Annotated in this window: 15 protein-coding genes; 2 read left to right on the top strand and 13 right to left on the bottom strand. The window is 69.5% G+C overall.

The genetic code is table 11. The annotated features are described in order from the left end of the window. Nucleotides 1–421: 421 nt before the first annotated feature. The 4 genes from AB0B82_RS00470 to AB0B82_RS00455 form a co-directional block, all read right to left on the bottom strand. Nucleotides 422–3,286 (bottom strand): glycoside hydrolase family 2 TIM barrel-domain containing protein, encoded by a 2,865-nt coding sequence (locus AB0B82_RS00470; protein WP_360160842.1) that lies wholly within the window; start codon nucleotides 3,284–3,286, stop codon nucleotides 422–424. Then, nucleotides 3,283–5,277 (bottom strand): beta-galactosidase, encoded by a 1,995-nt coding sequence (locus tag AB0B82_RS00465; protein WP_360160840.1) that lies wholly within the window; start codon nucleotides 5,275–5,277, stop codon nucleotides 3,283–3,285. The genes AB0B82_RS00470 and AB0B82_RS00465 overlap by 4 nt, the downstream gene beginning before the upstream one ends. Nucleotides 5,278–5,432: 155 nt before the next feature. Next, the gene (locus tag AB0B82_RS00460) at nucleotides 5,433–6,440 is read right to left on the bottom strand and encodes a LacI family DNA-binding transcriptional regulator (protein WP_360160838.1); all 1,008 of its coding nucleotides are present in this window, start codon (nucleotides 6,438–6,440) and stop codon (nucleotides 5,433–5,435) included. Then, entirely contained in the window at nucleotides 6,419–7,861 is a 1,443-nt protein-coding gene (locus AB0B82_RS00455; protein ID WP_360160836.1) for a glycoside hydrolase family 28 protein, read from the bottom strand. The genes AB0B82_RS00460 and AB0B82_RS00455 overlap by 22 nt, the downstream gene beginning before the upstream one ends. A 157-nt stretch (nucleotides 7,862–8,018) precedes the next feature. On the opposite strand from AB0B82_RS00455, the gene AB0B82_RS00450 reads away from it, so the two are divergent. Beyond that, nucleotides 8,019–9,455 (top strand): glycoside hydrolase family 28 protein, encoded by a 1,437-nt coding sequence (locus AB0B82_RS00450; RefSeq protein WP_360160834.1) that lies wholly within the window; start codon nucleotides 8,019–8,021, stop codon nucleotides 9,453–9,455. Continuing rightward, on the top strand, nucleotides 9,452–10,762 hold the full coding sequence (locus AB0B82_RS00445; RefSeq protein WP_360160832.1) for a glycoside hydrolase family 28 protein: 1,311 nt from the start codon (nucleotides 9,452–9,454) through the stop codon (nucleotides 10,760–10,762). Before AB0B82_RS00450 ends, AB0B82_RS00445 begins: the two co-directional genes overlap by 4 nt. 48 nt (nucleotides 10,763–10,810) lie before the next feature. Here the strand turns inward: AB0B82_RS00445 and AB0B82_RS00440 are convergent, their stop codons facing one another. Genes AB0B82_RS00440 through AB0B82_RS00400 form a run of 9 tightly spaced genes read right to left on the bottom strand, consistent with a single transcriptional unit; the run spans nucleotide 10,811 to nucleotide 25,750 of the window. After that, on the bottom strand, nucleotides 10,811–12,082 hold the full coding sequence (locus tag AB0B82_RS00440; RefSeq protein ID WP_360160830.1) for a hypothetical protein: 1,272 nt from the start codon (nucleotides 12,080–12,082) through the stop codon (nucleotides 10,811–10,813). Between the two features lie 6 nt (nucleotides 12,083–12,088). Beyond that, complete coding sequence (locus tag AB0B82_RS00435) at nucleotides 12,089–14,560, bottom strand: pectinesterase family protein (protein ID WP_360160828.1); 2,472 nt, start codon at nucleotides 14,558–14,560, stop codon at nucleotides 12,089–12,091. Between the two features lie 13 nt (nucleotides 14,561–14,573). Next, nucleotides 14,574–17,306 carry a glycoside hydrolase family 78 protein gene (locus AB0B82_RS00430; protein WP_360160826.1) on the bottom strand — a complete coding sequence of 911 codons (2,733 nt, stop codon included), beginning with the start codon at nucleotides 17,304–17,306 and terminating at the stop codon, nucleotides 14,574–14,576. Beyond that, a complete protein-coding gene (locus AB0B82_RS00425; RefSeq protein ID WP_360160824.1) occupies nucleotides 17,303–19,012 on the bottom strand; it encodes a hypothetical protein in 1,710 nt (569 codons plus the stop codon). The genes AB0B82_RS00430 and AB0B82_RS00425 overlap by 4 nt, the downstream gene beginning before the upstream one ends. After that, nucleotides 19,009–20,091 (bottom strand): glycoside hydrolase family 28 protein, encoded by a 1,083-nt coding sequence (locus AB0B82_RS00420; RefSeq protein WP_360160822.1) that lies wholly within the window; start codon nucleotides 20,089–20,091, stop codon nucleotides 19,009–19,011. Before AB0B82_RS00420 ends, AB0B82_RS00425 begins: the two co-directional genes overlap by 4 nt. Next, on the bottom strand, nucleotides 20,084–22,138 hold the full coding sequence (locus AB0B82_RS00415) for a hypothetical protein (protein ID WP_360160820.1): 2,055 nt from the start codon (nucleotides 22,136–22,138) through the stop codon (nucleotides 20,084–20,086). The genes AB0B82_RS00420 and AB0B82_RS00415 overlap by 8 nt, the downstream gene beginning before the upstream one ends. Then, nucleotides 22,138–23,283 carry a DUF5605 domain-containing protein gene (locus AB0B82_RS00410; RefSeq protein ID WP_360160818.1) on the bottom strand — a complete coding sequence of 382 codons (1,146 nt, stop codon included), beginning with the start codon at nucleotides 23,281–23,283 and terminating at the stop codon, nucleotides 22,138–22,140. The genes AB0B82_RS00415 and AB0B82_RS00410 overlap by 1 nt, the downstream gene beginning before the upstream one ends. Next, nucleotides 23,280–24,686: a DUF5060 domain-containing protein gene (locus AB0B82_RS00405; RefSeq protein ID WP_360160816.1), complete on the bottom strand. Its 1,407-nt coding sequence runs from the start codon at nucleotides 24,684–24,686 to the stop codon at nucleotides 23,280–23,282. The genes AB0B82_RS00410 and AB0B82_RS00405 overlap by 4 nt, the downstream gene beginning before the upstream one ends. Beyond that, nucleotides 24,683–25,750, bottom strand: a complete 1,068-nt coding sequence (locus AB0B82_RS00400; protein WP_360160814.1) for a sialidase family protein — start codon at nucleotides 25,748–25,750, stop codon at nucleotides 24,683–24,685. Before AB0B82_RS00400 ends, AB0B82_RS00405 begins: the two co-directional genes overlap by 4 nt. Nucleotides 25,751–25,756 lie beyond the last annotated feature (6 nt).

Genomic DNA, 25,756 nt, shown 5'->3' with positions numbered 1-25,756 from the left:
GGGACTGGACCTGGCACGCGCTTCGGCCGGCGGTCGAGGTCTGGCGAGCCGGCCGCGAGGCCACGCACGCCGGCGGGATATCCGGTTCTCATGACCGATCCGTGGATGGGTCCGGGCTCGGGTGACCGAGTCCGGCGCCCGCGCTGAACGACCGCGCGCCGAACGACCGCGCACTGAACGACGACGCACTGAACGACCACGCACTGGACGACCACGCATCCCCACACCGTGGGTTCACCCACCGTGTGGTGGGTTCCTGACCCGTCTGAAGGGTGCGGAACCCACAACACGGTGGGTAAACCCACCCTGTCTCCACGCCACGCCGTCTCCGCCCCGGCCGTCCCGCACGCAGACGGCCACCGACCGCCCTGCTCCAGCAGAGCAACCCGACCCACACATCAGTCAGAAGGCCAGCGGCTGCTCACTGCGTTGGGCTGAAGACGACAGTGAACGCGTAGGGCGCTGGGGGGAGGGTGTGGGTGGGAGTGGCGGGTGGGCCGCAGGAGGCTGAGCCCAGGCCGGTTTGGGCCAGGTCCAGGTTGAGGTAGATGTGGTCGCGGGGTGTGAGGTCGGAGCGGTGGCGGGCCTGTTCGAGGTCCTCGGTGGTCCAGCGGCGGGCGGTGAGCTGGAAGTGCGGCACGCCGGTCACGCGAAGCCCGTTGCCTGACGCATCGGTCAGCTCGGCCCACCGTACGTCGATGCGGGCACCGTTCTCCTGCGGTACGACGTACGGCGTCTGCAGATCGTCCACGGTCCGTGCGTACCGTCCGACACGCGCCGCGTCGCGACTGTCCGCGTACGCCTCACCAGGACCGCCGCCGTACCAGTGCACGTTGTCCAGAGCGCGCGGCAGCGTCATCCGTACGCCGACGCGCGGCCAGCTACTGCAGCGCGGTGTGACCGCAGTACCGCCCCACTCCCCCTCTGGCTCGACATCGACCGTCAGTTGAAGGCCCTTGTCGCAAGCCGCCCAGGTGTACGTCGTCCGCACGCCGACACCGAGCCCCTCGGGAGCGACGCGTGCACGCACGATCAACTGGTTGTCCACCACGTCGACACTGTCGACGCGATGCAGGAGACGGTCGAGGCCGGCCGACCGCCACTCCTGGGTGACGCCGTTGCGCCCACCCTGACCGTTGTCGTTGTCGGTCGGCGCACGCCAGAGGTCCAACTGCGGCCCGTCGACCTCCTGGCCGTACAGGCGAGTCAATCGGCCGGTACCACTGTCGAACTGAGCACCACCAAGCCGCACCACGTCGCCGACAACCGCAGGAGCCACCACAGGCTCCACACGCAGCACCGGCGCCGGCTGCAAGACGAACTGCGACCAGGCGACCTCGTGACCGGCATCGGCCCACGCCGTGTCCTTCGCGAGCACCGCGCGCACGGTCAGCAAGCGCTCCGCATCAGCCGGCAGCGCACATGCGGCCGGCAACGGGACCTGAGCAGAGGCGCCCGGCGCAATCTCCGGGACGTCCAGCGGACCGGCAGCGACCTCGATGCCGTCTGCCGCGACAGACCAGAGGAACGACAGGTCGTCCACCCCGGTGAACGTTCGATGGTTCTCGACAACCAGCGGTCCCGTGATGCGCACCGGCTCCAGGACCTTCTTGTACTCGAGCAACCCCGGCGACGGTGTCCGATCAGGGAACAGCAGCCCGTCGATGCAGAAGTTCGTCCCGTGCAACCGTTCGCCGAAGTCCCCGCCGTACACATGATCCGTTGCACCAGGCAACAGCAGCCCGTGGTCGATCCACTCCCAGACGAACCCGCCCTGCAGCCGCGGGTAGCGCTCCAGCACCCGCTGGTAGTCGGCCAGCCCGCCAGGACCGTTGCCCATCGCATGCGCGTACTCGGCCAGGACGAACGGCAGCGCCCGACGCCGGGCCTCCAGCTCCGGGTGCTCGGCGGTCTCCTCCGGGACGTCCTCGGTCCGGGTGCCGATCGCCTCCAGATCTTCCAGGGGCGGGTACATCAGGCTGTAGAAGTCCGAGAACTCGTACGTCCGGTCCCGCTCGTAGAACACGGCCCGCGACGGATCCCGTTGCCGCGTCCAGGCGGCCAGCTCGCCGAAGTTGCGGCCGCGGTGACTCTCGTTGGCCAGCGACCAGATCACAACGCTCGGATGGTTCTTGTCCCGTTCGACCATCCGCCGCATCCGGTCCAGCATCATCGGCGCCCACGCCGGGTCGTCGGCCGGGTTGCCGCGCCAATCGGTGTAGATGAAGCCGTGGGTCTCGATGTCGCACTCGTCGATCACCCAGAGCCCCAGCTCGTCGCACAGGTCCAGGAACGCGGGATGCGGCGGGTAGTGCGCGGTCCGGACCGCGTTGATGTTGTGCTGCTTCATCAGCACCAGGTCCTGCCGCATCGCCTCGACCGTCATCGCCCGGCCGCGCCGCTCGTCGTGTTCGTGCCGGTTGACGCCGCGGAAGAACAGCGGCCGCCCGTTGGCGGTGAACAGCCCGTCCACCATCGCCACCGTGCGGAACCCGATCCGCAGCGTGACTGTCTCCCCCGGCACCTCGACCGTCGCGTCGTACAGCCGCGGTGTCTCCGCCGACCACGGCTCGACCGCTGCGATCTCCGCCGGCACGCCGGGTTCGGCGACGATCCCGAGCTCGGGCACCCGAACCACAGCGTCCGGCACCGTCTCGACCCGCAGCGTCCCGGCGCCGGTCCGGTGGTCGTACGCCGCGTGCACGAAGACGTCGTCGATCAACGGCCGCGCGCGCAGCGTGACGTCGCGGAAGATGCCCGGCAACCACCACATGTCCTGGTCCTCGAGGTACGACCCCGACGACCACTGGTGAACCCGGACCGCCAGCGTGTTCCGCCCCGGCCGCAGCAGGTGCCCGACGGTGAACTCGCTCGGCAGGCGGCTGCCCTTCGCCGTCCCGGCCTCGACGCCGTTGACCCACACCTTGAAACACGAGTCGACGCCCTCGAACCGCAGTACGGCGCCGTCGGCCGGCCAGTCGTGCGGTACGTCGAAGTGCCGCACGTGATCGCCCGTGGGGTTCGCGTCCGGAGGGTACGGCGGATCGATCGGGAACGGGAACGCCGTGTTCGTGTACCGCGGCCGATCGTGGCCCTGCAGCACCCAGTGCCCCGGCACCTCCAGCTCGCACCAGTCCGGGGCGACGGTCGGTACTGCGTCCGGCGGGCCGGGCCACAGCTTGAAGTTCCATCGACCGTTCAACTCGATCCGCGGGCGCGACGAGCGCAACCAGGCTCGTGGCTCGCGGGCACCGGTGCTCGGTGTCAGATCCTCGAAGTACTTCACGACACCCCTAGCACTCGGACGTCCCAGGGCCCCAGTTGGACCGGTCCGGCAACCTCACGAGGCGGAGTGACAGTCACCGCGGTCCCCGACCAGTTGTGGACGAACCACAACCGCTCCCCCGCCGCGTTCACCGCCGACAATGCGGTCACCGACGGAGCCCACAGCCGCGATTTGCCGTACAACGCCGCCGCGAGCGCAGCATCCGGCACAGTCCCGACGTACGTCACCCGCCCGCCGCCGAAGCGCTTGGACGTCACGACCGGCCGCCGCTCGCCACCCGGATGCTCGTACGACGCGAGCACGTCGGCATCGTCGACGATCAACGTCTCCGCCCACCGCGTTGCGCATCCCGCGAGCCCGCGCACCGGCCGCGGTGAGTCCAGGTTCTCGAACTCCTGGTACCCGACACCGGCCGCCGCGCGCAGTGGACCGGGCGCGACCGCGACGCGCGGCCGCGCCTCCTCGTCGGCATAGCCGGTGCGCGGCCCAATGATCAGATGCCCGCCGCCGCGCGCATAGGCGACCAACTGCTCCAACGTCGCGTCCGAAGCGATGTACATCCCCGCGGCAACCACGACCGGCGCCGACAATGCGGCGTCCAACCGCTCGACCGGCACAATCCCCGGCTGCCGACCCGAATCCACCACCCCGGCATGGAACGCGCCGACGATCGTCCGGTACGACGCCTTGTCGGGCGCGCCGCCCGCGTCGGCCAACGGCGGCTGGAACTGCAGCGCCCAGTCGCTCTCGGTCGACCACAGCACCGCGACGTCGACATCCGGCGCCAACGCGGCCAGCGCCGAGCCGGCCGCGGTCAGCTCGGCGCCGAGATCAGCTACCTCCTGATAGATCCGCCCGGGCTCGAGGCCGTGCCCGAGGATGCCGCCCCAGAACGTCTCGGCGCCGTGGTGGATCGAGTGCCAGTGCCAGTACTCGACCATCCGCGCACCGCGCGCCACCATCGTCCACGCGAGCTGCCGCAGCTGGCCCGGGTACGGCGGCCGGTTCTGGTGCGAGCCGCCGATCGACGTCGCGTTCGTCTCGGTCACCAGGAACGGCTCACCCCGCGATCCGTACGCTCGATCCGCTGCCAGGAGCGTTTCCGTCACCGATCGCGCGATCCACCCGGGCTCGGACCGGGACGGCGGCGCGGGTCGCGTGAGGCCCTCCTGGACATCGACGTAGATGTTGCCCGCCGCAACGTCCAGCGCCGCGGTCAGCGGCACGTCGGCCACGGCCGGCCGGTCGTAGGCGAGGCAGGTCGTCACGAACTGGCCCGGCCTGCGCAGCGACCGCACCAACTCGGCCTGCCATCCGATGAACTCGGTCGTCCGCGCAGCCTGGAACCGGCGCCAGGCCAGGTCGTACGACGGCGTACTGTTCCCGTCCGGCCGCCACAACTCGGACCAGTCACTCAGCCGGTGCGACCAGTACGTCAGGCCCCACGCCTCGTTCAGCGCGTCCACTTCGCAGTACGTCTCCTGCAACTCGGCCACGAACGCGTTGAAGGCGGATGTGTTGTGCGCCAGCAGCACGCCGGGTTCGTTGTCGACCTGGTAGCCGATCACCGCCGGATGGTCCCGGTACCGCTCGACGATCCGCCGGATCACCCGCTCCGCGTGGAAGCGGAACGCCGGCTGCCCGTAGTCGATCTCCTGCCGGATCCCCCACGGCACCGGCACACCGCTGCTGCGCTCGGCCGCGAGCTCCGGGTGGGCTCGTTGCAGCCACGGCGGTACGGCGTACGTCGGCGTCCCGAGGATCGCGGCGATCCCGCGGTCGTGGGCAGCGTCCAGCACCGGTTCGAGCCAGTGCAGGTCGAACACGCCGTCCCGCGGCTCCCAGGTGGACCAGACCGATTCGCCGACCCGGATCGCGGTGATGCCGGCCGCAACCATCAGGTCGAGGTCGACCGCGATCCGCTCACCGGCCGCGCGCGGTAGGTATTCCGGGTAGTACGCCGTCCCGAGCACGACACGTGGCGGCAGCATGCGCCAACAGTAATCGACACCCCGCGGTTCGTGCAATCGTTTGCACACAACAAATCCAGCACAACGAATCCAGCACAGTGCATCGCGCACAGCGAATCCAGCACCGCAGATCCAGCACCGCGAGTGCAGAACAGCGTTCTCAGGGCGCAGCGATTTCAGGTCGTGCGGATCCGCGCCCGGCGGCGCGCCGGGCCGGTGCTGGCGCGCGCCACCAACTCCGGGGACAGCAGGTCCGGCGCCGGCCAGTCCGCGCCGCCCAGCCGCTTCGTCAGCTGTTCCCAGGCGAGCTCGCCGAGCTTCGCCCGCTCGTTCCGCAGCGAGGTCAGCGGCGGCCGCGAGTACGCCGCGATCGGGATGTCGTCGTACGACGCGACCGACAGCTCGGCCGGCACCTCGACGCCGTTGTCGTACATCCAGCTGAGCAGCCCGATCCCGACCAGGTCGTTGAACGTGATCACCGCGGTCGCCCGGCTGTGCAGCACGGTCGGTCCCGCGTCGTACCCGTGGTTGCCGGACCAGCCGCCGTCGACTTCGTCCAGCGTCACGTCCATCGCGCGCGCCGTCCGCCGCAGCGTCCGCCGACGCTCACCGTCGGACCAGGACGCAGGCGGGCCGCCGACGTACAGCACGCGTCGGTGACCCAGCTCGGTCAGATGCTCCAGCAGCAGGCGGCTCGCGACGCGGTAGTCGATGGCGACGACGCCCGCATTCTTGACGTTGCGGTTGATGCAGACTACCGGGACCGGCTGCGCCAGCGCCTTCTCCAGGCCCGCTCGGGTCAGCCGCGAACTGCACAGCACCAGCGCACCCGAGTAGTCGACCAACTCGTCGACCAGCCGCAGCTCCTCGGCCGGATCCTCGCTGCTCTCACCGATCAGCAACCGGTAGCCCCCGGCGCGCGCGGCCGCGTTGAGGCCCTTCAGCACCTCGGAGAAGAACGGATTCGCCAGGTCCGGCACCGTCACACCGACGGTCAGCGGGCGGCCGAGCTTGAACTCCTGCGCCCGCTTGTCCGCGCGGTACCCGAGCTTGCCGGCCACGTCGCGGACATGGGCCACCACCTCGGGCGAGATCAGGTCGGAACCGTTCAGCGCCCGTGACACCGTGGAGACCGACGTACCGGCCGCGCGAGCCACGTCGATCAAGCGAATCCGTTCCGCCACTCTGAATCCCCTAAAGAAGTACTGATCCGAACGTTCCGGATCGTCACGTCGTCGGCGTACTGTACGACAGCCTCCGCGGCCACCTGGCCGAAGCGGCTGTTCGTGATCGCCACCGAGCGGATGTGCCGGCTCTCCGCACCCACGATGCGATACGCCCGCTCGGCCCGGGCCACCCGGATCCGGTCGAGACGGATGTCGTGCACATCGGGGAACAGCGACTGGTCGCCACCTCCCTGGTAGCTGAAAGTGATTTCCAAAGGACGATACATCCAGGCGCCCGAATCCACGTCCCGGACATCGACGGTGTGCACGTATCCACCGCGGGTCGACGTGGATTTCACGCACAGCAGCCATTGCAGGCACGCCTCGTCCGCGGCCGGGTCGGCGGGCGCGGTCAGCCGCCGGACGTAAACGTCGTGCACACCGCCACTCATTTCGCTACCGACCGCGACCGCCGCGCCACCGCTGAGGAAGTGGCAGTTCTCGACGATGATGCCGCGCGACGGCAGGCCGAGCCGGCGGCCGTCGGCGTCCCGGCCGGACTTGATCGCGATGCAGTCGTCGTGCGTGGCGAACGTGCAGTCGCGGATCAGGACGTCCGTACAGGACTCGGGGTTGCAGCCGTCACCGTTCGGGCCGAGGTTCTCGACGGTGACGCCGCGGACGGTCACGTTGCGGCACTCCAGCGGGTGGATCGTCCACATCGGCGAGTCCTTGATCGTGACGCCTTCGATCAGCACGTTCGTACAGCGGAACGGCTGCACGAAGCTCGGCCGCAGGTAGTGCCCGGCGCCGAAGACGCGCTCGCCGAGTGGGACCTGCTCGTTGTTCATCCGCTCGAGTTCACCCCAGTCGGCGCGCTGGTTCGGCAGGCCTTCGTGCCAGCCGTACTGACCGCTGCCGATCCAGTACCACCAGTGCTCGTTGTCGCCGGCACCATCGAGCACTCCCTTGCCGGTGATGCCGATGTCGGTCTGCCCGTCGGCGCGGATCAGGGACGAGTAGTTGTACACCTCGACGCTCTGCCAGCGGGTCCTGACGACGGGTAGGTACGCCGCCGGGTCGGTGCTGAACCGCAGCGTGGCGCCCTCCTCCAGGTGCAGGTCGACATGGCTCAGCAGGTGGATCGCTCCGGTGTGCCACAGCCCGGGCGGTACGACGACATGACCGCCGCCGGCCTGGTGGCACGCGGAGATCGCCGCCGCGATGCCCGCGGTGGCATCCGCGGGCGTCGCGCCGTACCGCGTGATCGGGAACCGCTCGGCGCGGAATCGCGGTGGCCGGATCCGGCCGCGGACCGCGCCCTCGCCGCCGATCCAGGAGGTCTGCCGCGCGCCGGCCGGGACGGACGGAAGGCCGATGCCGGCGGCAACCAATGCGCCAGTGCCGAGGCGGAGGACTTGACGACGAGCAGGGCGCATGACGAAACACCTTCCTGGGGGCGGACACAGGTGCGGACGAGATCAGGCTCTGTCCGCAAGTATCCAAGAGATTCCGGGCCGGTCAAGGGCAGCCGTTGACACACCGGCGGCACTCGGGCACGATCGGCTGCAATCGTTTGCATCAAGGAGGACGCGGATGACCGCCCCAGTTCGTCGCCGTACCGTCCTGCTCGCCGGCGCGGGCACCCTCACCGCGGGCACCGTGCTCGGCGGCGGTACCGCCCCGGCCGCCGCCGAGCCTGCTGCTGCGCCGGCTTGCGGGCCTGCTGAGGAGGCGGCGGCCGACGCGCGGATCGCGGCGATCCTGCGCCGGATCCGGCCACCGAGGTTCCCGGACCGTCGGTACGACGTCCGCGACTTCGGCGCGATCGGCGACGACGCGACCGACTGCACCGCAGCGATCCGCCACGCGATCGAGACCTGCCGCCGCGACGGCGGCGGTCACGTCGTCGTACCGCCCGGCGACTACCGGACCGGTGCGGTGCATCTGCTGAGCCGCGTCGACCTGCACCTCGCGAAGGGAGCTCGGCTCGCGTTCAGCCAGGATCCGGCCGACTACCTCCCGGTGGTGGCGACGCGCTACGAGGGGACCGAGTGCTACAACTACTCGCCCTTCGTCTACGCGTACGGCCAGCGCGACATCGCGGTCACCGGCGAGGGCGTGCTGGACGGCCGCGCCGACGCGACGCACTGGTGGGACTGGGCCGGGAACCCGCCACCCACCGAGGGGCCCGACAAGGCCTTGCTGATCCAGTTGGCGGCCGACGGTGTGCCGGTCGAGGAGCGGGTGTTCGGCGCCGGCCACTACCTGCGTCCCAACCTCCTGCAGTTCAACCGCTGCGAGAACGTCCTGCTCGAGGACTTCACGGTGCTGGACTCCCCGATGTGGAACCTGCACCCGGTGCTCTGCCGCAACGTCACGATCCGCGGCGTCACGGTGCACAGCCCGGAGGGACCGAACAACGACGGCATCGACGCCGAGTCGTGCACCGACGTCCTGATCGAGAACTGCACGATCTCCACCGGTGACGACTGCATCGCGTTCAAGTCCGGCAAGGACGCGGACGGCCGGCGGGTGAACGTGCCCGCGCGGTACGCCGTCGTCCGGAACTGCGAGATGGCCGACGGGAACGGCGGCGTCACGGCCGGCAGTGAGACCAGCGGTGGTGTGCTGGACATCTACGTCCGCGACTGCACGATGAGCAGTCCGCATCTCGAGCGGGCGATCCGGATCAAGAGCAACCCGGACCGCGGCGGGACGATCGCGAACATCGACGTACGCCGCGTCGAGGTCGGGCAGGCCGCCGACTCGGCGATCGAGATCGTGCTGAACTACGCCAACGTGACCACCGGGGAGTACCCGCCGGACGTGCGCGGGATCTCGATCAGCCACCTGATTGTGGCGTCCGCGCCGGTGGCGCTGAACCTGCTCGGCCTGCCCGACAACCCGCTCCGCGACATCCACCTGCACCAGTGCCGCTTCGACGCGATCACCGAGCCGAACGTGATCGAGCACGTCGAGGGTCTGCACCTGAACCAGGTCTGGATCAACGGCTCCCGGGTCGACACGTGACCGCTCCCGACACCGGGCAGCACGACACCGGGCAGCGGGCGGTCTGGCCGGCCGCCGAACGCCTCCTGGCTGACGTCCGGCCGCCCGTCTTTCCGGCCGTCGACTTTCCGATCACCGCGTACGGCGCCGTCGAGTCGCACGCCGGCCCGGGGATCGCGGCCGCCGTCGCCGCCTGTCACGCGTCCGGCGGCGGGCGCGTCGTCGTACCGCCCGGGCGCTGGCACACCACCGGGATCCGGCTGCTGTCGTCCGTCGAGCTGCACGTCAGCGAGGGCGCCACGCTGGTCTTCAGCACCGACCCGGCCGACTACCTGCCGCTCGTCGAGACCCGCTACGAAGGTCTCGAGGTGCTCAACCACGCGCCGATGATCTACGCCAACGGATGTACGGACATCGCGATCACCGGAACCGGCACCCTCGACGGCCAGGGCTCGTGGGACACGTGGTGGCAGTGGTTCCACGAGTGCGACGACGAGTTCGCGACGCTTCGCGAGCAGAGCTGGTACGGCGTACCGCTCGAGGAACGCCTTGTCGGCACCCGACTACGCTCCAGCTTCGTCCAGCCGTACGACTGCACCAACGTGCTGATCGAAGGCGTGACCGTGGTGCGCTCACCGTTCTGGCAGATCCATCCGGTGCTGTGCACCAACGTGACGATCCGGGACCTGGTCCTCGACTCGCAGGGGCCCAACAACGACGGCATCGACCTGGAGTCCTGCCGGCGGGTGGTGATCGCCGGTTGCGACATCACCGCCGGGGACGACTGCATCGCGCTCAAGTCCGGCCGGGAGGCCGACGGTCTGCGCGTCGGCGTACCGACCGCGGACGTGCTGATCCAGGACTGCGCCCTGCGCCTCAAGTACGGCGCGATCACGCTCGGCTCGGACCTCACCGGCGGCATCCGGAACGTGTACGTGCGCGACTGCCGGATCGGCGGACCGTACTTCGCGCTGTACATCAAGACCAACGCCGTCCGCGGCGGCTTCGTGGAGAACGTGCACCTACGCGACCTCACCGTCACCGAGGTCACGAAGGAGGTCGTACAGTGCAACTTCTACCGCGGCGAGGGTACGGCGGGTCCGCTGACGCCGTACGTCAAGAACGTGGAACTGCGCGACGTGCGGGTGGAACACGCCCGCAACGCGCTGCTGGTCCGCGGCTACCGTGACTCGCGGATCGAGGACTTCCGGCTGGTCGACTGCGCCTTCACCGTCGACCAGCCGAGTACCGTGCAGCACGCCGCGCTCAGCTTCGACAACGTGACGGTCAACGGGCACCTGGTGAAGGACGTCCACCAGATCAGGTGACGTCGACAGGCGGCCCGCCTGCTTGACGGGCCGCCCGTCGACGCAGGCTCACGGCAGGTGGGCGCAGTGGACATCGAGGTCCCACAGGATCACCGACAGCGCGTACGGGCTGATCGTGTGGTCCTCGTGGGTCGCGTCCTCGAGCAGTTCCCAGTGACCGTTCGACTCGTTGCTCACGGCATCCGTCCCGATCACCGCGATCCGCTGCCGGACCACGGCCTCGTACGACCGATGTCCGACGCCGTTGAAGCAGCAGTCGTCGAACCGGTTCAGGATCTGCAGCTGCCGCCGGTGCCGGCCGATCGACGCGAGCGCATAGAAGTCCGGGAAGTCGGCCAGACCGTAGAGCCCGGGCTGCATGTCCAGCCGCTGCTCCCAGTCGCCGCGGGTCGGGCTCGGCTTCGGCGAACCGGGCCGGACGAAGAACGGCAGCGAGCCGGCCGTCGGGTACGAGCGCGTGATCCGGATGTCGAGCGCCGGGTACACCGTGGTTGCCCAGCCGCCGCCGGACAGTCCCACCATCTGCACCGACGAGGGACGGTAGGTCGCTTGGACGTGGTTCATCGCCACGGCCAGCGGCGTGAGGAACAGCGACAGCGGCGAGTAGGTGTCGGATTCCCAGTCCGGCAGGTCGTTGTGCGACGGCTGCAGCTGTTCGGTCGGGTCGGCCGGGTTCTGCAGTGTCTTGGGATTCCAGTGGTAGAACGGCATCGCGAACAGCAGCACGGTGTACCCGTGGTCGAGCAGACCCTGCGCGACCCGCTGCATGGTTTCCGGGCCCTCGCCGTGACCGTTGTGGTAGAACGCGACCCGCCGGTGCGTGCTCTGCGTCGGCTCGAGCACGAACACCGACGCGACGTACCCGAACTCCATCGCCACGTCGAGCTTGTCGTAGCGCCGTACGCCGGTGAACGCCGGCAACTCGGGCGGTACACCGATGTCGCGTCGTACCGTCGGCAACTGCGTCGGGAGCTTGCCGGTGTCCTTCCACACCTGCGCGACCAACTGCGGGCGGAGCGCGTCCGCGTCGGCCGCCGTGTGGATCTTCATCAGGTCCTCGACGTCCACACCGACGACGACCTGCGGCAGCGTCTTGTACGTCGCGGCGTGGGCAGCTGCGATCTCCGCATTGACCGGCGCGACCGGCCGCGGCGCCGGGTGCGGGCGCACTCCCCCGGCCGGAACCTCAGCAGCCGGAACCTCAGCGGCCTGAGCAGTCGGAACGGTCGAGGCGGCGGCAGGAGTGGGCCAGCCGGTGGCGGAACCGACGGTCACGGCGAAGGCACCTCCGAGGACGGCGCGACGGTTGACGTTGTTCATCATGGATCACCTTTCGGGGCGGGGTACGACCGGGTGCCATCCGCCGAACACGAGCGACGGGTCGCGCAGCCGCGTGGCCTCCTCGTCGCCGAGCTGCCGGGAGCACGTGAGTCGTGCGCTGATGTCGAGCGGACGGCCGGCCAGGTCGGTGCTGCGGTACTCCCAGAACCGGAGCTGCGGGGCGGCCGCACAGTCGTTGGGGCTGGTGATCTGCCAGCCGGTCTGCTTGACGTGATCGTCCATCGCCGAGTCGATGAAGACGGCCTGACTGGTCGGGAACCTGCTCAGCTCGGCCCGGGCCAGGAACACGCTGTCGTCGGGCACCTCGGGCGCGCGGGTCAACCGGACGCGGACGAAGATGTTGCCGGGGCCGTCGTCGATGTTGCGGACCTGGTTGTAGTAGCCCTCGTGCAGTGCCTTCAGCTCCGAGTCCTGCATGAACACACCACCGGTCCCCCAGACGAAGTCCACGTCACCCTCGACGAAGCTGTCGGTCACGAAGGCCTTGCCCTGCAGGCGCAGGCTGTCCTGGTACCCGACGATGCGGACCCGTGCGAGTACGATCCGGTCGCCGTTGCCGAAGAACGCCTCCGCCTGCGAGCCGCGGTACGGCGTGAGGTTCTGCACGGTCAGGTCCGTCATCGTGAAGTCGTCCGCGAACGCCGCCATCGCGGCGCGCCAGCAGTTGAACCGGTCCGATTGCGGGATCACGCGGCGCTGACAGAACGACTGCTCCTCGGGCACGCTGCCCATCGCGGAGTCGCCGTTCAGCAGGTTGTTGTTGGGGTATCCAATTGTCGTGCGGTGGGCGCCGGCGCCGCGAATGGTCAGGCCCGGTTTGGTGGGTGGCACCCAGACCAGCTCGCGGTACCGCCCGGCCGCGACGTCGATCGTCGCCTTGTGCCCTGCAGCCACGAAGTCGATCGCCGCTTGGACAGTGCAGAAATCTCCGCCACCGCGACCGTCGACGTGCAGCTTCGTGTCGGTCTTGGGGTCGTGTCGGGTGCGGATGCGCCAGTTCGTGATGCCCGGGTTGCCGACGACGAAACCGGGGTCGACGGTCACGGAGTACACCTGGCCGGGGGCCAGCCGGTGATGCGGATGGATCGTGACCGTGCGGCCGTCGACGATGACGGCCTGGTACATCCAGACGTGGAGCTGGTCGAAGTCGGTGCGCGCGTCGCCGACGGTTCGCTGGTACGTCGTGAGGTCCGCGAGGTCGATCGTGTCGACGACCGCGCCGTTCGCGGCGTGGATCCGGAGCTTGCCGTTGGTGCCCAAGCGCACGGGGCCCGGGAAGGTCATCGTCAGCGGGGTGTCCGTGCAGGTCGCATCGGCGGGACCGCTCGGGGACAGCGTGGGCCGGGTCGCGTCGCCGGGCCGGGAGCCTCGCCAGCCCGTCAGGCGTTCGAGGACCGCCGTCATTTCGGCGGCGGCGACCTGGTGGCCGCGGATGTTCGGATGCGTGGTGCCGTTGAAGTCGTCCGGGCCGAGCCAGCCGGTCGTGTCGACGTACACGATCCTGCGGTCCTTCACGGCGGTGACGGCGGTCTTGATGTCGTCGGCGTGCGTGCCGTTGAAGGGGCGGAGGGCAACGATCAGTGCCTGCGGTTCGGCTGCACGGACCATGCGCAGGTACCGCAGGTACGCCGGGGTGAACTCGGCGCTGCTGTACGCCGCGTCGTTCGTGCCGAAGTTGACGACGATCGCGCCCGGGTCGAACCCGGTGGCGGGGAAGCCGGCCAGATGCCGGCCGTACGACTCCTCGGCCGTGCCGACGTTGCCGTGGCCGGGTTGCAGGATGCCCTGCTTGCCGAAGCCGACCTGGTTGGTGTCGGCACCGAACGCCGCGCCGACCAGGTGCGGGTACGCCTTGGTGCCGTCCGCGCAGTCGCTGCCGAGCTCGGGGCACAGTGCCATCACACCCTGGGTGATCGAGTCGCCGTAGAACTCGATGCGGCGCTCGGTCGTGGTCGGCAGCGGGATCAGCTTCGCACCAGGCGCAAGCTCGATCTTCTCCCACACCACGCCGCTCTGCAGCGGCAGGTTCCACCGGTTCTCGTACTCGTTCACGTCCTTCACCGCGATCTCGGCGGTGTGCGCCACCGCCGGATCGAGGTTGCCGGCGAACACCTTGTGGCCGGCGTCGACCAAGTGCACTGTCGGCGCGGCCCCGTCGATCGACACGGACAGCTGGGCCGGCACGGTGATCGATGCGGTGTCGAACAGGCCGCCGAGATGCGATCCGGTGAACCGGAAGCGGGCGGTCGAGCCGGAGTTCACGGTGATCGCCACGTCGTCGTCGCGACCCCAATGGCCGTCGAGCTCGACGCGTGGGTCGAACGGTCCGTAGGTGGCGGGATTCGCCGCGGCCGCTGCGACGGCGCTGCTCGGGGACAAGGCAGTGGCCGGCAGCGAAGCTCCGGCGAGCACAGCCAGGCACAGACTCAGAAACAAGCTCAGGGGGCGGATTCGCATGGGGCTCCTCGCGCTAACTGGGGATCTCGCCGCTCGCGCTGACGGGGCTGGTGAAGTGGTAGCTGCCAGACGTGACCCGGCAGGTGACGTTCGGTTCGGACTCCAGGGGCGTCACACCCTCGGCGTCGGACAGCGGGCGGCCGGACTCGAGGGCAGTGCCGGCCGGCAGGTGGATGGTGGCTTCGGTGTTCGGTGGGACGGTCACGTCCAGAGCGAACGTCGCGTCAGCAACCGACCAGCGAGTGCTGATGCGCCCGGTCGGCGTGTCGTACGCGGCTTCGGCCCAGGTCAGACGGCCGCCGGGAGTCGGTCTGATCACCACCGAGCCGAAGCCGACCGAGTCCGGCGCCTGGCTGATACCCGCGACATCGGCGTACAGCCACTCGCCCACCGACCCGAGCGAGTAGTGGTTGAACGAGTTCATCGCGACCGGACCGAACCCGTTCTCCTCGGTCCACCCGTCCCACCGCTCCCAGATCGTGGTCGCGCCGTGCTTGATCGAGTACCCCCACGACGGATACCGATCGTCGTGCAACAGGTCGTACGCGAGCTCGGAGTACCCGTACCGGGTCAGGATCGGGCACAGCAACGCGACGCCCGCGAATCCGGTGGTCAGGGACCGATCGCGCCGCTCGAGATCGGTCACCAGATGCTTCACCGCGACCTGCTCGGCCGACACGGGCAGCAGTCCGAACGCCAACGGCAGCAGGTACCCGGTCTGCGTGTCACCGCGAACCTTGCCCTCGGCATCCACGAACTCGGCCACGAACGCCGCCGCGATCCGCTCCCACAACTCGCCGTACGCCGCCGCCTCGTCCACGTACCCCAGCACCCGAGCCGCTGCCGCCGTGAACTCGACGCTCCGTGCGAAGTACGCCGTCGCGAGCACATCCCGATCCGTTCGTACGCCGACCTGCAGCCAGTCGCCGTAATGACCACTCGTCCGGTTGCGCCAGATCAGATCGGGATTCGCCCGGTGCACGTAATCGACCCAGCGGCGCATCACCGGCCAGGCGGACCGCAGTACGCGCTCGTCGCCGTAGATGCGGTACAGGGTCCACGGCACGATCGTGGCCGCGTCCGCCCAGGCCGGCGTCCCGTGCCGACCGGTGATGACGTGCGGGATCACGTCCGGGATCGCGCCTTCGGAGGTCTGCGCCACCGCGAGGTCGGCCAGCCAGTTCTCGAAGAAGGTCAGCACGTCGGCCTGGTACGCGGCGGTCGGCAGGAAGATCTGCGCGTCCGCGGTCCAGCCGAGCCGCTCGTCGCGTTGCGGGCAGTCGGTCGGCACGCTGACGAAGTTGCCCCGCTGGCCCCACCGGATGTTGCTGAGCAGCTGGTTCACTCCGGGGTCCGAGCAGTCGAAGCGGCCGGCCACCGGCGTGTCCGAATGCAGCACGCGGCCCACGACGTCCTCGGCGGTCAAGTCGCCCGGATACCCGTCGATCTCGACGTACCGGAAGCCGTGCACGGTGAAGATCGGCTCGAAGTACTCCACGTCGACGCCGGCGCTGACGAAGTAGTCCGTCGCGTCGGCGGTCCGCAGATTGGCCGTGTAGAGCTCGCCGTCGGCCTGGAGCATCTCCCCGTGCCGCAGCCGGATCCGATCACCCGCCTCGGCCCCACGCACCCGGAGCCGAACCCGGCCGGCCAGGTTCTGTCCCAGGTCCACGATGAACCGGCCGGCCCCCAGCGTCGTCACCTCGACGGCCGGGAGGACGGACGTCACGCGGACCGGCTCGGTCGTCGAGGCGATCACCGTCGACACGTCGCCGCCGACGTCACCGGCCGGCGCCCAGTCGCTCGCGTCGTACCCCGGGCTCGACCAGCCGTCCAGTTCGAGCCGGGCGTCGTACGATTCCCCCATCAGCAGGTCCGCGAACCGGATCGGCCCGACGTGCTCGACCCAGCGGTTGTCGGTGGCAACCACAGTTCGCGAACCGTCGGGATGATCGACGACCAGCTGCGCGAGCAACTGCGGCTTCTTGCCGTAGTGGTGCGCGTGACTGCGCGTGTCCCAGCCGACGTACCCGGACCACCAGCCCTCACCGAGGATCGCGCCGATCACGTTCTCGCCCTCGCGGAGCAGGCCGGTCACGTCGTAGGCCTGGTAGGTGACGCGCGCGCGGTAGTCGGTCCATCCCGGCGTCAGCTCGTCGACGCCGACCCGCTGCCCGTTCGCGCTGAACTGGTACAGCCCGTGGGCCGTCACGTAGACCCGGGCGCGCCGGACAGGCTGCGTCAGCTCGAAGGACCGCCGGTAGTAGCGCGGCGGAGCGATGGTTGCCTGCCGCACCGTTCGCGGCTCGGCGCGGTCGACCGGCGGCTCGAAGTACGGATCGGTCTCGTAGTCGTGCTCGATCCAGTGCGCTTCCCACTCGTCGTCGTGGAACAGCCCGGTCGCGAACGTCGACTCCGCCGTGGACACCACGCCGCGGGCATCACGGATCGACAACTGCCACACGTAGTCGGTCTGCGACGTCAGTGGTGCGCCGCCGTGGTCGAGGTACGTGTTCGGCTCGGTCCGCCATCCGCTGTCCCACACCTGTACGCCGTCGCGCAGCAGCTGCACGCGGAACGCGTCCTGGCGGTCACCGCGGATCGGCGACGCCAGGCGCCAGCTCAGCCGTGGTCGCGCCGTACCGATGCCGATCGGCCCGACCCGATGCTCACAGCGCAGGTCGTACGCCGTCAGTGCTGCCGCCGCGGGCGGTTCGGCCAGCACCCACTCAGGTTCGGTTGTCACCAGGACCACTCCGTTTCGGGTCGATGGAGTTCGTACTCACGGACACCGCCGGCATGCTCGGGGCGGTCGCCGTACATCGGGCGCGACGTCCCCGGCGGATCGATCGCGATCACGTCGTCACCGCGCCAGCGCGTCCGGAACTCGCTGCCGGCCGCGGTCTCGACGGTGGTCTGCTCCACCATCGGGAACGTCACCGTGATGCGCTCGCCCGGCCGCGGCTTCGGGATCGACAGGTAGCCGTCGGGAGCCCAGATCCGCTCGGCACCGCTGCGCTCACTCTGGCCGCGCCGGAGCCGCAGCCGGGCGTAACCGGCCCACTCGGGGATCCGGACCCGCAGCTCGTCCATCGGCTCGTTGACCAGCAATTCGACGGTGCCTTCGACCGGTAGGTGGCTGATCACGTCGACCGCGTGCTGCCCGCGGGTCAGCAGCAGGTTCACGCGGGTCACGCCGCGGTCGGCGGTGACGATGTTGTTCCAGGCCCAGAACAGCCCGCGAACCCCGGACCCGACGCAGCAGGCCTGGACGTCGTTCGTGTGCCCGCGGCCGAGCGGCACGTCGGACACGTAGTCGTTGGGAGCGCCGTACCCGCAGAACGCGCCCAGCACGCGCTCCCCCACGTTCGCGTAGGTTCGCCAGCCCGGCTCGTCCTGAGAGCGATCCGGCGCCGACTCGACCCAACTGACGTCCTGCAACTGTGACGCGGCCAGGTGGTTGCGCACGAAACGTTCGACGACGGCCCAGTACTGCGTGCGGCCGCTCCCGGCGAGAGTCGCACCCAAACCGATCAGATCGACCAGCGAACACGTCTCGTGTTCGTACTGCTGATCGGCCAGGTCACCCGGCGTCCAGCCGAAGCCGGTCGCTTCGCCGAGCACCCAGTCGTAGCTGCGGCGCACGAACTCCGTCAGACCGTGATCGCCGGTGTGCCGGGCCAGGCGCGCCAGACCTTCCAGCGTGCCGACGCGGGTGTGGAAGTGACCACTGCGGTACGCGCGGGCCGCGTTGAAGCTGCCGTCCTCGTTGAAGACGCCGCTCTTCTCGACGATCAGCCGGGCGAACCACTCGCACAGCTCCAGCGCATCGATGTTGCCGGTCGCCTGGTGATAGCGCAGCAGCGGCATGATCAGGCGGCCGGAGAACGACGCGGGGTCCGGCGCGAGGTGCAGGTCGATCGCGTTCGACGACGGCCAGCCGGTCTTCGTGTACTCCGACGCCGGGTAGAACCAGACGTCGCGCTCCTTGATCGCGATGCGCTTCAAAGCCGCCACCTGCCGGTCCGCGGCCCGTCGTGCCCGCGGGTCGTCTTCGGCGACGACCGCGGTGGTCAGCGCGAGCAGGGTGGCGCGCTGGTCGATCAGGTTGGCGTTGGGCAGCCAGTGTCCCTTCGGATGGGTCTGCCGATACGTCAGGCCGTCCTCGCCGAGGAACGTGAAGAGCCGCTGCCGGTAGCCGTCCGCGATCGTGGTCCACCGCGCGTCCCAGTCCTTGCCGCCGGTCATCTGCCGGGCCAGCAGGGCAGCGTCGGTGAGCCGGCCGTGGCTGGAGCCGTAGTCCCAGTCGCCGTGATCCATCCGCGCCGGCCGGACCAGCAGGTTCGCGCTGAAGAACGGGATGCCGTCCCGGTCGTCGTCGGCCAGACCGGTGACCGCGTTCATGGCCAGCGCCGCCCGTTCCTCGAGCAGCAGCGTCGCCGGAAGCATCACGATGGGAACCCTCCGTTGTCGTGGGCCGGTGCGGATCCCACCGTCAGGTTGCTGACGGTGAGGTTGCGGACGACGGGAGCGTGGCCGCCGAACTGGTCCGGCTCCGCGTGCCGGGTGGTGACGAAGACCGCGGACGTGGTGACGGCGTCGACCGTGATGTCGGACGCCGTGACGTCCTCGATCAGACCGCCGCGCTCGGAGTTGGTCTTGATCCGGATCGCGTAGTCGACCGCGGACCCGGTGATGTGCAGCTCGCGCGCCTGGACGTTCTGGACGCCGCCGGAGACCTCGCTGCCGATCGTCAGCGCGCCGTGGCCCGCCGTGAACCGGCAGGACTCGACCAGGATGTTGCGCGACGGGCGTCCCACGCGACGCCCGTCGTCGTCTCGCCCCGACTTGATCGCGATGCAGTCGTCGCCGGTGCTGAACGAGCACCCCGTGATGACGACATCGGTACACGAGTCCGGGTTGCAGCCGTCGTTGTTCGGGCCGAGCGAGTGCACGGTGATGCCGCGCACCAGGACCTCGCTGCAGTACACCGGATGCACCACCCACATCGGTGCGTCCACGATGCGCACGTCCTCGATCCGGACCCGGCGGCACGCATACGGCTGGATGAAGCTCGGGCGGAACCCGTGCCCCGGCGGAAACACACGCTGCTCGACCGGTACGTCGTCGGCCACCATCCGCAGCAGCCGCTCCCAGTCCGCGCGCGGCTTCGTGCTGCTCCACCAGTTCGCCGTACTCGCACCGCCGTCCAGTGTCCCGGTGCCGGTGACCGCGACGTCGGTCTCGTCGTGGGCGTAGATCAGCGGCGAGTTGCTGAAGCACTCGATCCCCTGCCAGCGCGTCCGCACGATCGGGTACGCCGACGCGTCGGTCAGGAAGCGCAGTATCGCGCCGGCCGACACGTGCAGCTCGACGTTGCTGCGCAGCCGGATCGGTCCGGTCAAGAACGAGCCTTCAGGTACGACGACCCGTCCACCGGTCAGTGCGCACGCCTCGACCGCCTTCGCGATCGCCACCGTACTGTCGATGCCGGCAGCTGCTCCGTAGTCGGTGATGACGTAGTCAGCCATCGGCCTGAATCCGCAACGCGTTGGCCAGTGGGACCGCGATCACCCAGCTCGGGTTCCACGTGTTGGTGTGGCCCCGGCGCTGCCAGTACGTCTGGAAGACCGCCTCGCCCTGCTCGCCCGGCAGTGGGAAGTCCCAATCGCCCGGACTCACCGCGACGCCCTGCGTGAGGGCGTGCAACGTCGTCCGTGCCGCGTCCGCATAGTGCGGCCGGCCGCTGAGGAGGCCGAAGGACAGCAGTTCGTACGTCGGGAAGAACACGTCGAGGTGGTGATTCTGGACCGACACCGACGGCCAGCCGATCGCGTTGAAGCCGGACCGGTGAAGTGGCGTACCTTCGTCCTGTTCCGGCGACCAGACGTACACCCAGGTCAGCAACCAGTCGGCCGCCACCTCACACCAGGAGGCGTACAGCGGATCGCCGGTGCGGCGGAACAGCTCGTAGGCCGCCATGAAGTAATACATGCCGGCCTCCTTGTCCTCGCAGGCCGCGTCCAGCGTCGAGCGCGCGAACGGCCGGTCGAACGTCCGCGCGTGCTGGTCGTGGTACCGCGACATCCAGGTGGTTGCCTCGGCCAACAGATCGTCGGCGTCGAGGACGTCGGCGGTTTTCAAAGCCGCCAGCACACACGGAAGACCGGCAGCGGAGATCGCCGTCGATGCGGGCGTGCCGTCGAGCCGCCAGCCGATCGGGAACGTCCCGTCCGGCAGTTGGGAACGCCGCAGGAACGCCGCGGCCTCGGTGAGTGCGGCCGGCCAGGACGGCGGCACGGGCTCGCCGTGGCGGCGGAACAGCGCGACGATGTCAGCCAGGTCGCTGAGCGTCTCGCCGTACGCGCGACTCGCGATCATCGGGCGGCTGCCGGTCCGAAAGCTTGTCCAGCGGCGCGTCGTCACCTGGTAGGCGTTGTGCCGCAAGCCAGGCGTCGGCGTCGAGCTGCCGCCCAGGTAGAACTCGACGGCCGCGCGGCAGCGATCGATCCGCAACCGGTCGCCGGCGGTGAAGCCGAGCTGTGCGTCGCACCAGGCCAGCTTCAGCCCCTGACCGGTCCAGCCGTACAGGAAGTGCGCCGTCTTGCGCGGCCCGTTGCCCGGGATCTCGCTGAACTTGGTGTACCCGGCAACGGTCCCGGCCTGATACCACCTGTTGTCGAGGGCAACTGTCTTGAGTGCGACGAGCTCGGCCGTCGTCAGCGCGCTCGCACCTGGCTCGGCGAACAGCGCCCGGCCGCCGGCAACCAATTCACGGAATGCATGACCGCGAATCCTCTGCGGTCCCCAGTCGAGCACCAACTGCTGCGTGTAGACCTCACCCGGCCGCAACGTCAGGTACCCGTCGTCGGTGGCCTCAGTCGCCGCCTTGCTGACGTACCGGACGTCCTGCTTGCCGTCGAACATCAGTACGCCGCTCAGGGCCGCGACGACAGGTCCGTCCTGCCGGATCACACCGAGCGAGCCGTACCGGACCTGCCCGTCCGCCGAGCGCCGCGCCTGTGGCCGGGAGAAGACCGACAGCTGCCGGCGATCACGGCCCTCGCGCCATTCCAGGTTGACGCCGGGGATCGGCAGCCGATCCTCCTCGGCGACGAATCCCCCGCCGGGTGTGTGCCCGACCCGCGGAACGGGCCGGGCCGGGTCGGCGGACGGGTTGTCGTTGTAGATCAGGCCCGGGACGGTCAACTGGCTGTCCTTCACCCGCCCGAGGTCGAGCAGCACCCCGACGGCAAGGTCGGCGAGCCGGCGCCGGCTCGTGTTGCGCCAACTGAGGTCGAGTCGCAGGCGATCGCCCTCGTCGAAGGCCAACCGGAACTCGACCGCCAGCGGTCCGGTCCGGCAGCCGGCCCGATGCTCGCCTGGACGCCGGGATATCCAGAACCCGTCCGGGTCCGGCGCAGCCACCTGCCACGGACGTCCGATCGAGTAAGTCAGCAGGTCGGCCACTGGGCGTTCCAGATACACCGGTCCCGCCACGAGCCCGAGGTGCAGGACGACGCCGTCCGGCGTTCGTCGGAGCTCGGCCTGCCGCGGACCCGAGGTGAGCGCGGGCATCAGCAGGCCCGGCGGATCTGGATGGCCTGGTACTGCGCTCCCGGCAGCCGCACCGTCAGCGTGTCCGAGACGGTTTCCCGGGTCCGGCGGACCGTGTGGTTCCAGACGTCGAGCACGTCGACGTCGTACACCCCCTTCGGGAGCGTGAACGTACGGTCGGGGAATTGATGCTCGCCGAGGTACTGCAGGTAGTAGGTCCCCGGCACCGCGAGGGTGGGTGCGTCGCGGTAGTCGTCGATCGGCTCGGCACCGTCCGGAAGCTCGTCGAGCACTTCCCGCAGCAGTCGCAGCCGCTGCGCGACCACCCCCGTCGGCCGGCTCCCGCCGCCGGACCAGGGCGCTTCGACGTACCACTCTCCGTGCGTGACGTATGCGCCGCGGACCGTGCCCTCCCAGATGCGCGTCAGCAGTTCCTCCGGCCGGAGGCTGGTGTCGGGCGTCGTACCGTCGCCCTCGCGCCCGCAGGCGTCGACGAACACCGGCTTTGCGTGGTCGCGGCGCAAGGCCGAGACGGCGCGCAGGTTCTCCAGCCGCACACTGAGATGGGTCAGCCACGGCGGTCCCGGATCGGTTGCCTCATGCAACGAGATCAGATGGTGGCCGTGGTCCAGTTCGGCGATCAGCTCGGCCGGCGCGCGCGAGCCAGACTCCAGGCACCAGGTGATGTTGCGGTACGCGGCCAGCCGGACGACCACGTGCCGTATCACGTCCTCATCGTCGGGAAGCAGGACGTCCGCAACCATGTCAGCAGCCAGCAGGTCGTGCACCTGTTGCTCCAGGGCCTCGGACGCTCGCAGCCGCACCCGGTTGAACGACGAGGCCGTGAGCGCGGCGCGAGCAGCCGGCCACTGGTCCGGTCGGCCGAACCATTCGGTGGTCAGCGGATGGTACGGCGTGCCGTCGGCCCAGCGAACCGTCGTCCCCGCGCGGCGCACCGGTCCGTGGGACGTGGCAGGCGTGCATTCCACCTCACCACCGTCGTACGTCCAACGCCCCTCGAGGTCCGGGCTGAACCTGATGAGCCAGCCGTCGCCAGAGCGGAAGGATTCGACCCAAGCCGACGCGCCGGTCGCGTGCCGGAAGTGGGCAGTGGTGGGACCGGCGACCGGCAGTTCCAGAACGTCCCAGCGAGCTACTGACGTCATCGGGTGCCTCTCAGTGCGAGGTACGGCGTGGCCGGCAGCGGGATGCGGCTCGGCCCGGAGTACTCCGACAGCGGCGTGATGGTCATCGCGCGCGTGTCGATCAGGTCGAACTGGAACGGATCGCCGTCCGGCAACGCCAACTCGACCGCGGCCGGCTGCCGATCGCCCAGGTAGTGCAGGACGCAGCGCTCGCGGTCGATCTCGCCGTCCGGTCGTCGGGGCAGTCCGGCGAAGACACCGCGCAAGAAGTCGATCCGCTCCGGACTCTCGCCGTACAGCCGTCCGCCGACGGAGATCCACGCGCGCGTCTCCCGATCGACGAACGATTCGCCGTGCCCGACGTACCCGCCGAGCGCCATGCCTTGCCAGCACCGGTGCACCAACTCGTCCGCGGTCAAGTTCCCCCAGCGGCGGCCGGCGTTGCCCTCGTAGCCGATCTCGTCGATCACCACCGGCTTCGGGCAGTCCCGCCACGTTGCCGTCTCGGCGCCGTCCCAGTGCTGCACGCTCTGATGCGTGATCCACGGCTTGCCGAAGTCGTACGGCGTGAAGACCTCGTACATCTTCGTGCCGTTGTGGATCGACCGCAGCCGCTGGTACGGGTCGTACCGCTGCACCAGCTGCAACAGCCGATCCCAGTCCGCGATCGTCTTCTCGTGGTTGAAGTCGTACTCGTTCGACAGCGACCACCAGACGTTCCGGTACGCCGCCAGGCGCGCGACGACGTACCGCAGGTAGGCGGCGTCCTGCGCGGGCGTCATCCGGTCGAAACCCCACACACCTCGGTCGTAGGGATGGAACAGGATCAGGTCGGCCTGGATGCCGAGGGCGAGCAGCTCCGCGACCCGGCTCTCGAACTGCCGGAAGAAGTCGGGGTCGTACCGCTCGACATCGACCGCACCAGGTGCCGCCCCGGCGAACGGGGTGCGCTCGGGGCGCATCCCGTCCGTCGGCAGCAGACACATCCGGACCTTGTCGAACGGTGCCGCGCGCAACGATGCGAGCGTGAGTTCCTGCAGGTCCTTGGACTCGTAGGTCCAGTGGTAGCAGGTCGTCCCGATGCAGTCGTACCGCGTGCCGTCGGCGTAGCAGAAGTGGTGCCTGCCGAGCACCCCGACCGGACCGTGGTTCCCGGGGGCCGGCGGCACGCACTCGAACACTCCGCGGTGGCCGTCGAGTTCGGCGGCCGAGCTGGATGTCAGGTACGACCACTCACCCTCGCGGTCCGGGGAGAACCGGGCCCGGTAGGTCCCGTCCCCGTCGTAGAAGCCGTCGACGGTCACCCTCCGGTTCCGGTACTGGTAGGTGACCTGGAACTCGACGTCCGCGAACGGGTTGCCCCCAGCAGTGCCGGACGGGCCGGTCAGGGTGAGCTCGTGCAGGCCCCACTTCTCGATCGTCATGGCAGTCGGTCTCCTGCCTGGATCCATTCGGGCGCCAAGATCACGTGCTTGATGGTCTTGCGCAGGTACGAGTACGCGACGTGCAGCCGGCCGTCCCGGGTCTGCAGCAGCGTCGGGTACGAGTAGCCGAACTCGTTCTCGCGGTACTCCTCGTCCTGCACCTGCAGGTTCCGCCAGTACGGCCAGCTCGCACCGTCGTCCTCCGACATCGCCAGCGTCAACGGGGTGCGCAGCGTCTTGCGCCGGACGCCGCCCTGCCCGTCGTCGACCCAGCGGAACTGGTCCCGCTCGGCCGACGAGTCGTTGAACACCATCACCAGGCGACCGTCGGCCAGCCGCAGCGCCTGGATCGCGGAGTTGTTGTTCGGCAGCGCGGTCCGCTCCGGGGAGGTCCAGGTGCGGCCGTTGTCCTTCGACACCGACCGATGGATGCGGTCGGCGGCCCGGCTGCGGAAGTACCCGACGAGCTCGCCGGGCGTCAGCTCGACGATGCTCATCTGCACCTGCCCGACCGCGTCCGGCACCTCGACGGTCGACCAGGTCTCGCCGCGGTCGGTGCTCAGCTTCAGCACCGTCCGTTCGGCGGTCCTGTCACAGTCGTACGCCGGCAGCAACCAGTCACCGTTGCTCAACACCACGACCGGGTTGCGGATGAAGCTGCCGAGGTGGTCGAACAACACCTCGCTGCGGTCCCAGCTGATCCCCCCGTCCCGCGAAATCCGCCGGATCACCCGCGACGTCGACTGGTCATGGGGCTCGTTCGATGTGTGCAGCAGCCAGATGTCGTCCTCCGGCGTGACGAACAGCAGCGGATTCTGCTCGGAGCGGCGCGGATCGCTGGACAGTTGGGCCGGCGGCTGCCAGGTGCCGGACCCCGCGGGGAGGCGGGACAGCACGATGTTGGTGTCCGGTTCGCCCTCCCCCGGTCCGTTGAACCAGGCACACAGCAGGTCACCGGCCGCGGTCTCGACCAGCGTCGCGGCGTGGCTGTCGCCAGGATGGATCGTGGGCAGCAGGGCCGCGTCGTCGCGGATGCGGCCGTCGAACCTCGGATCGGTCGTCATCGGCTC

This window comes from Kribbella sp. NPDC048915 (genome assembly GCF_040649595.1).
Classification (GTDB): domain Bacteria; phylum Actinomycetota; class Actinomycetes; order Propionibacteriales; family Kribbellaceae; genus Kribbella.
This window is presented reverse-complemented; position numbering and strand designations above follow the sequence as displayed.

What these genes read in the sequence shown, in the direction of transcription:
- AB0B82_RS00465 (WP_360160840.1), bottom strand. Translation starts at nt 5,277, where the DNA reads ATGCTGCCGCCACGTGTCGTGCTCGGGACGGCGTACTACCCGGAATAC.
- AB0B82_RS00410 (WP_360160818.1), bottom strand. Translation starts at nt 23,283, where the DNA reads ATGACGTCAGTAGCTCGCTGGGACGTTCTGGAACTGCCGGTCGCCGGT.
- AB0B82_RS00450 (WP_360160834.1), top strand. Translation starts at nt 8,019, where the DNA reads ATGACCGCCCCAGTTCGTCGCCGTACCGTCCTGCTCGCCGGCGCGGGC.
- AB0B82_RS00415 (WP_360160820.1), bottom strand. Translation starts at nt 22,138, where the DNA reads ATGCCCGCGCTCACCTCGGGTCCGCGGCAGGCCGAGCTCCGACGAACG.
- AB0B82_RS00420 (WP_360160822.1), bottom strand. Translation starts at nt 20,091, where the DNA reads ATGGCTGACTACGTCATCACCGACTACGGAGCAGCTGCCGGCATCGAC.
- AB0B82_RS00405 (WP_360160816.1), bottom strand. Translation starts at nt 24,686, where the DNA reads ATGACGATCGAGAAGTGGGGCCTGCACGAGCTCACCCTGACCGGCCCG.
- AB0B82_RS00400 (WP_360160814.1), bottom strand. Translation starts at nt 25,750, where the DNA reads ATGACGACCGATCCGAGGTTCGACGGCCGCATCCGCGACGACGCGGCC.
- AB0B82_RS00440 (WP_360160830.1), bottom strand. Translation starts at nt 12,082, where the DNA reads ATGAACAACGTCAACCGTCGCGCCGTCCTCGGAGGTGCCTTCGCCGTG.
- AB0B82_RS00435 (WP_360160828.1), bottom strand. Translation starts at nt 14,560, where the DNA reads ATGCGAATCCGCCCCCTGAGCTTGTTTCTGAGTCTGTGCCTGGCTGTG.
- AB0B82_RS00455 (WP_360160836.1), bottom strand. Translation starts at nt 7,861, where the DNA reads ATGCGCCCTGCTCGTCGTCAAGTCCTCCGCCTCGGCACTGGCGCATTG.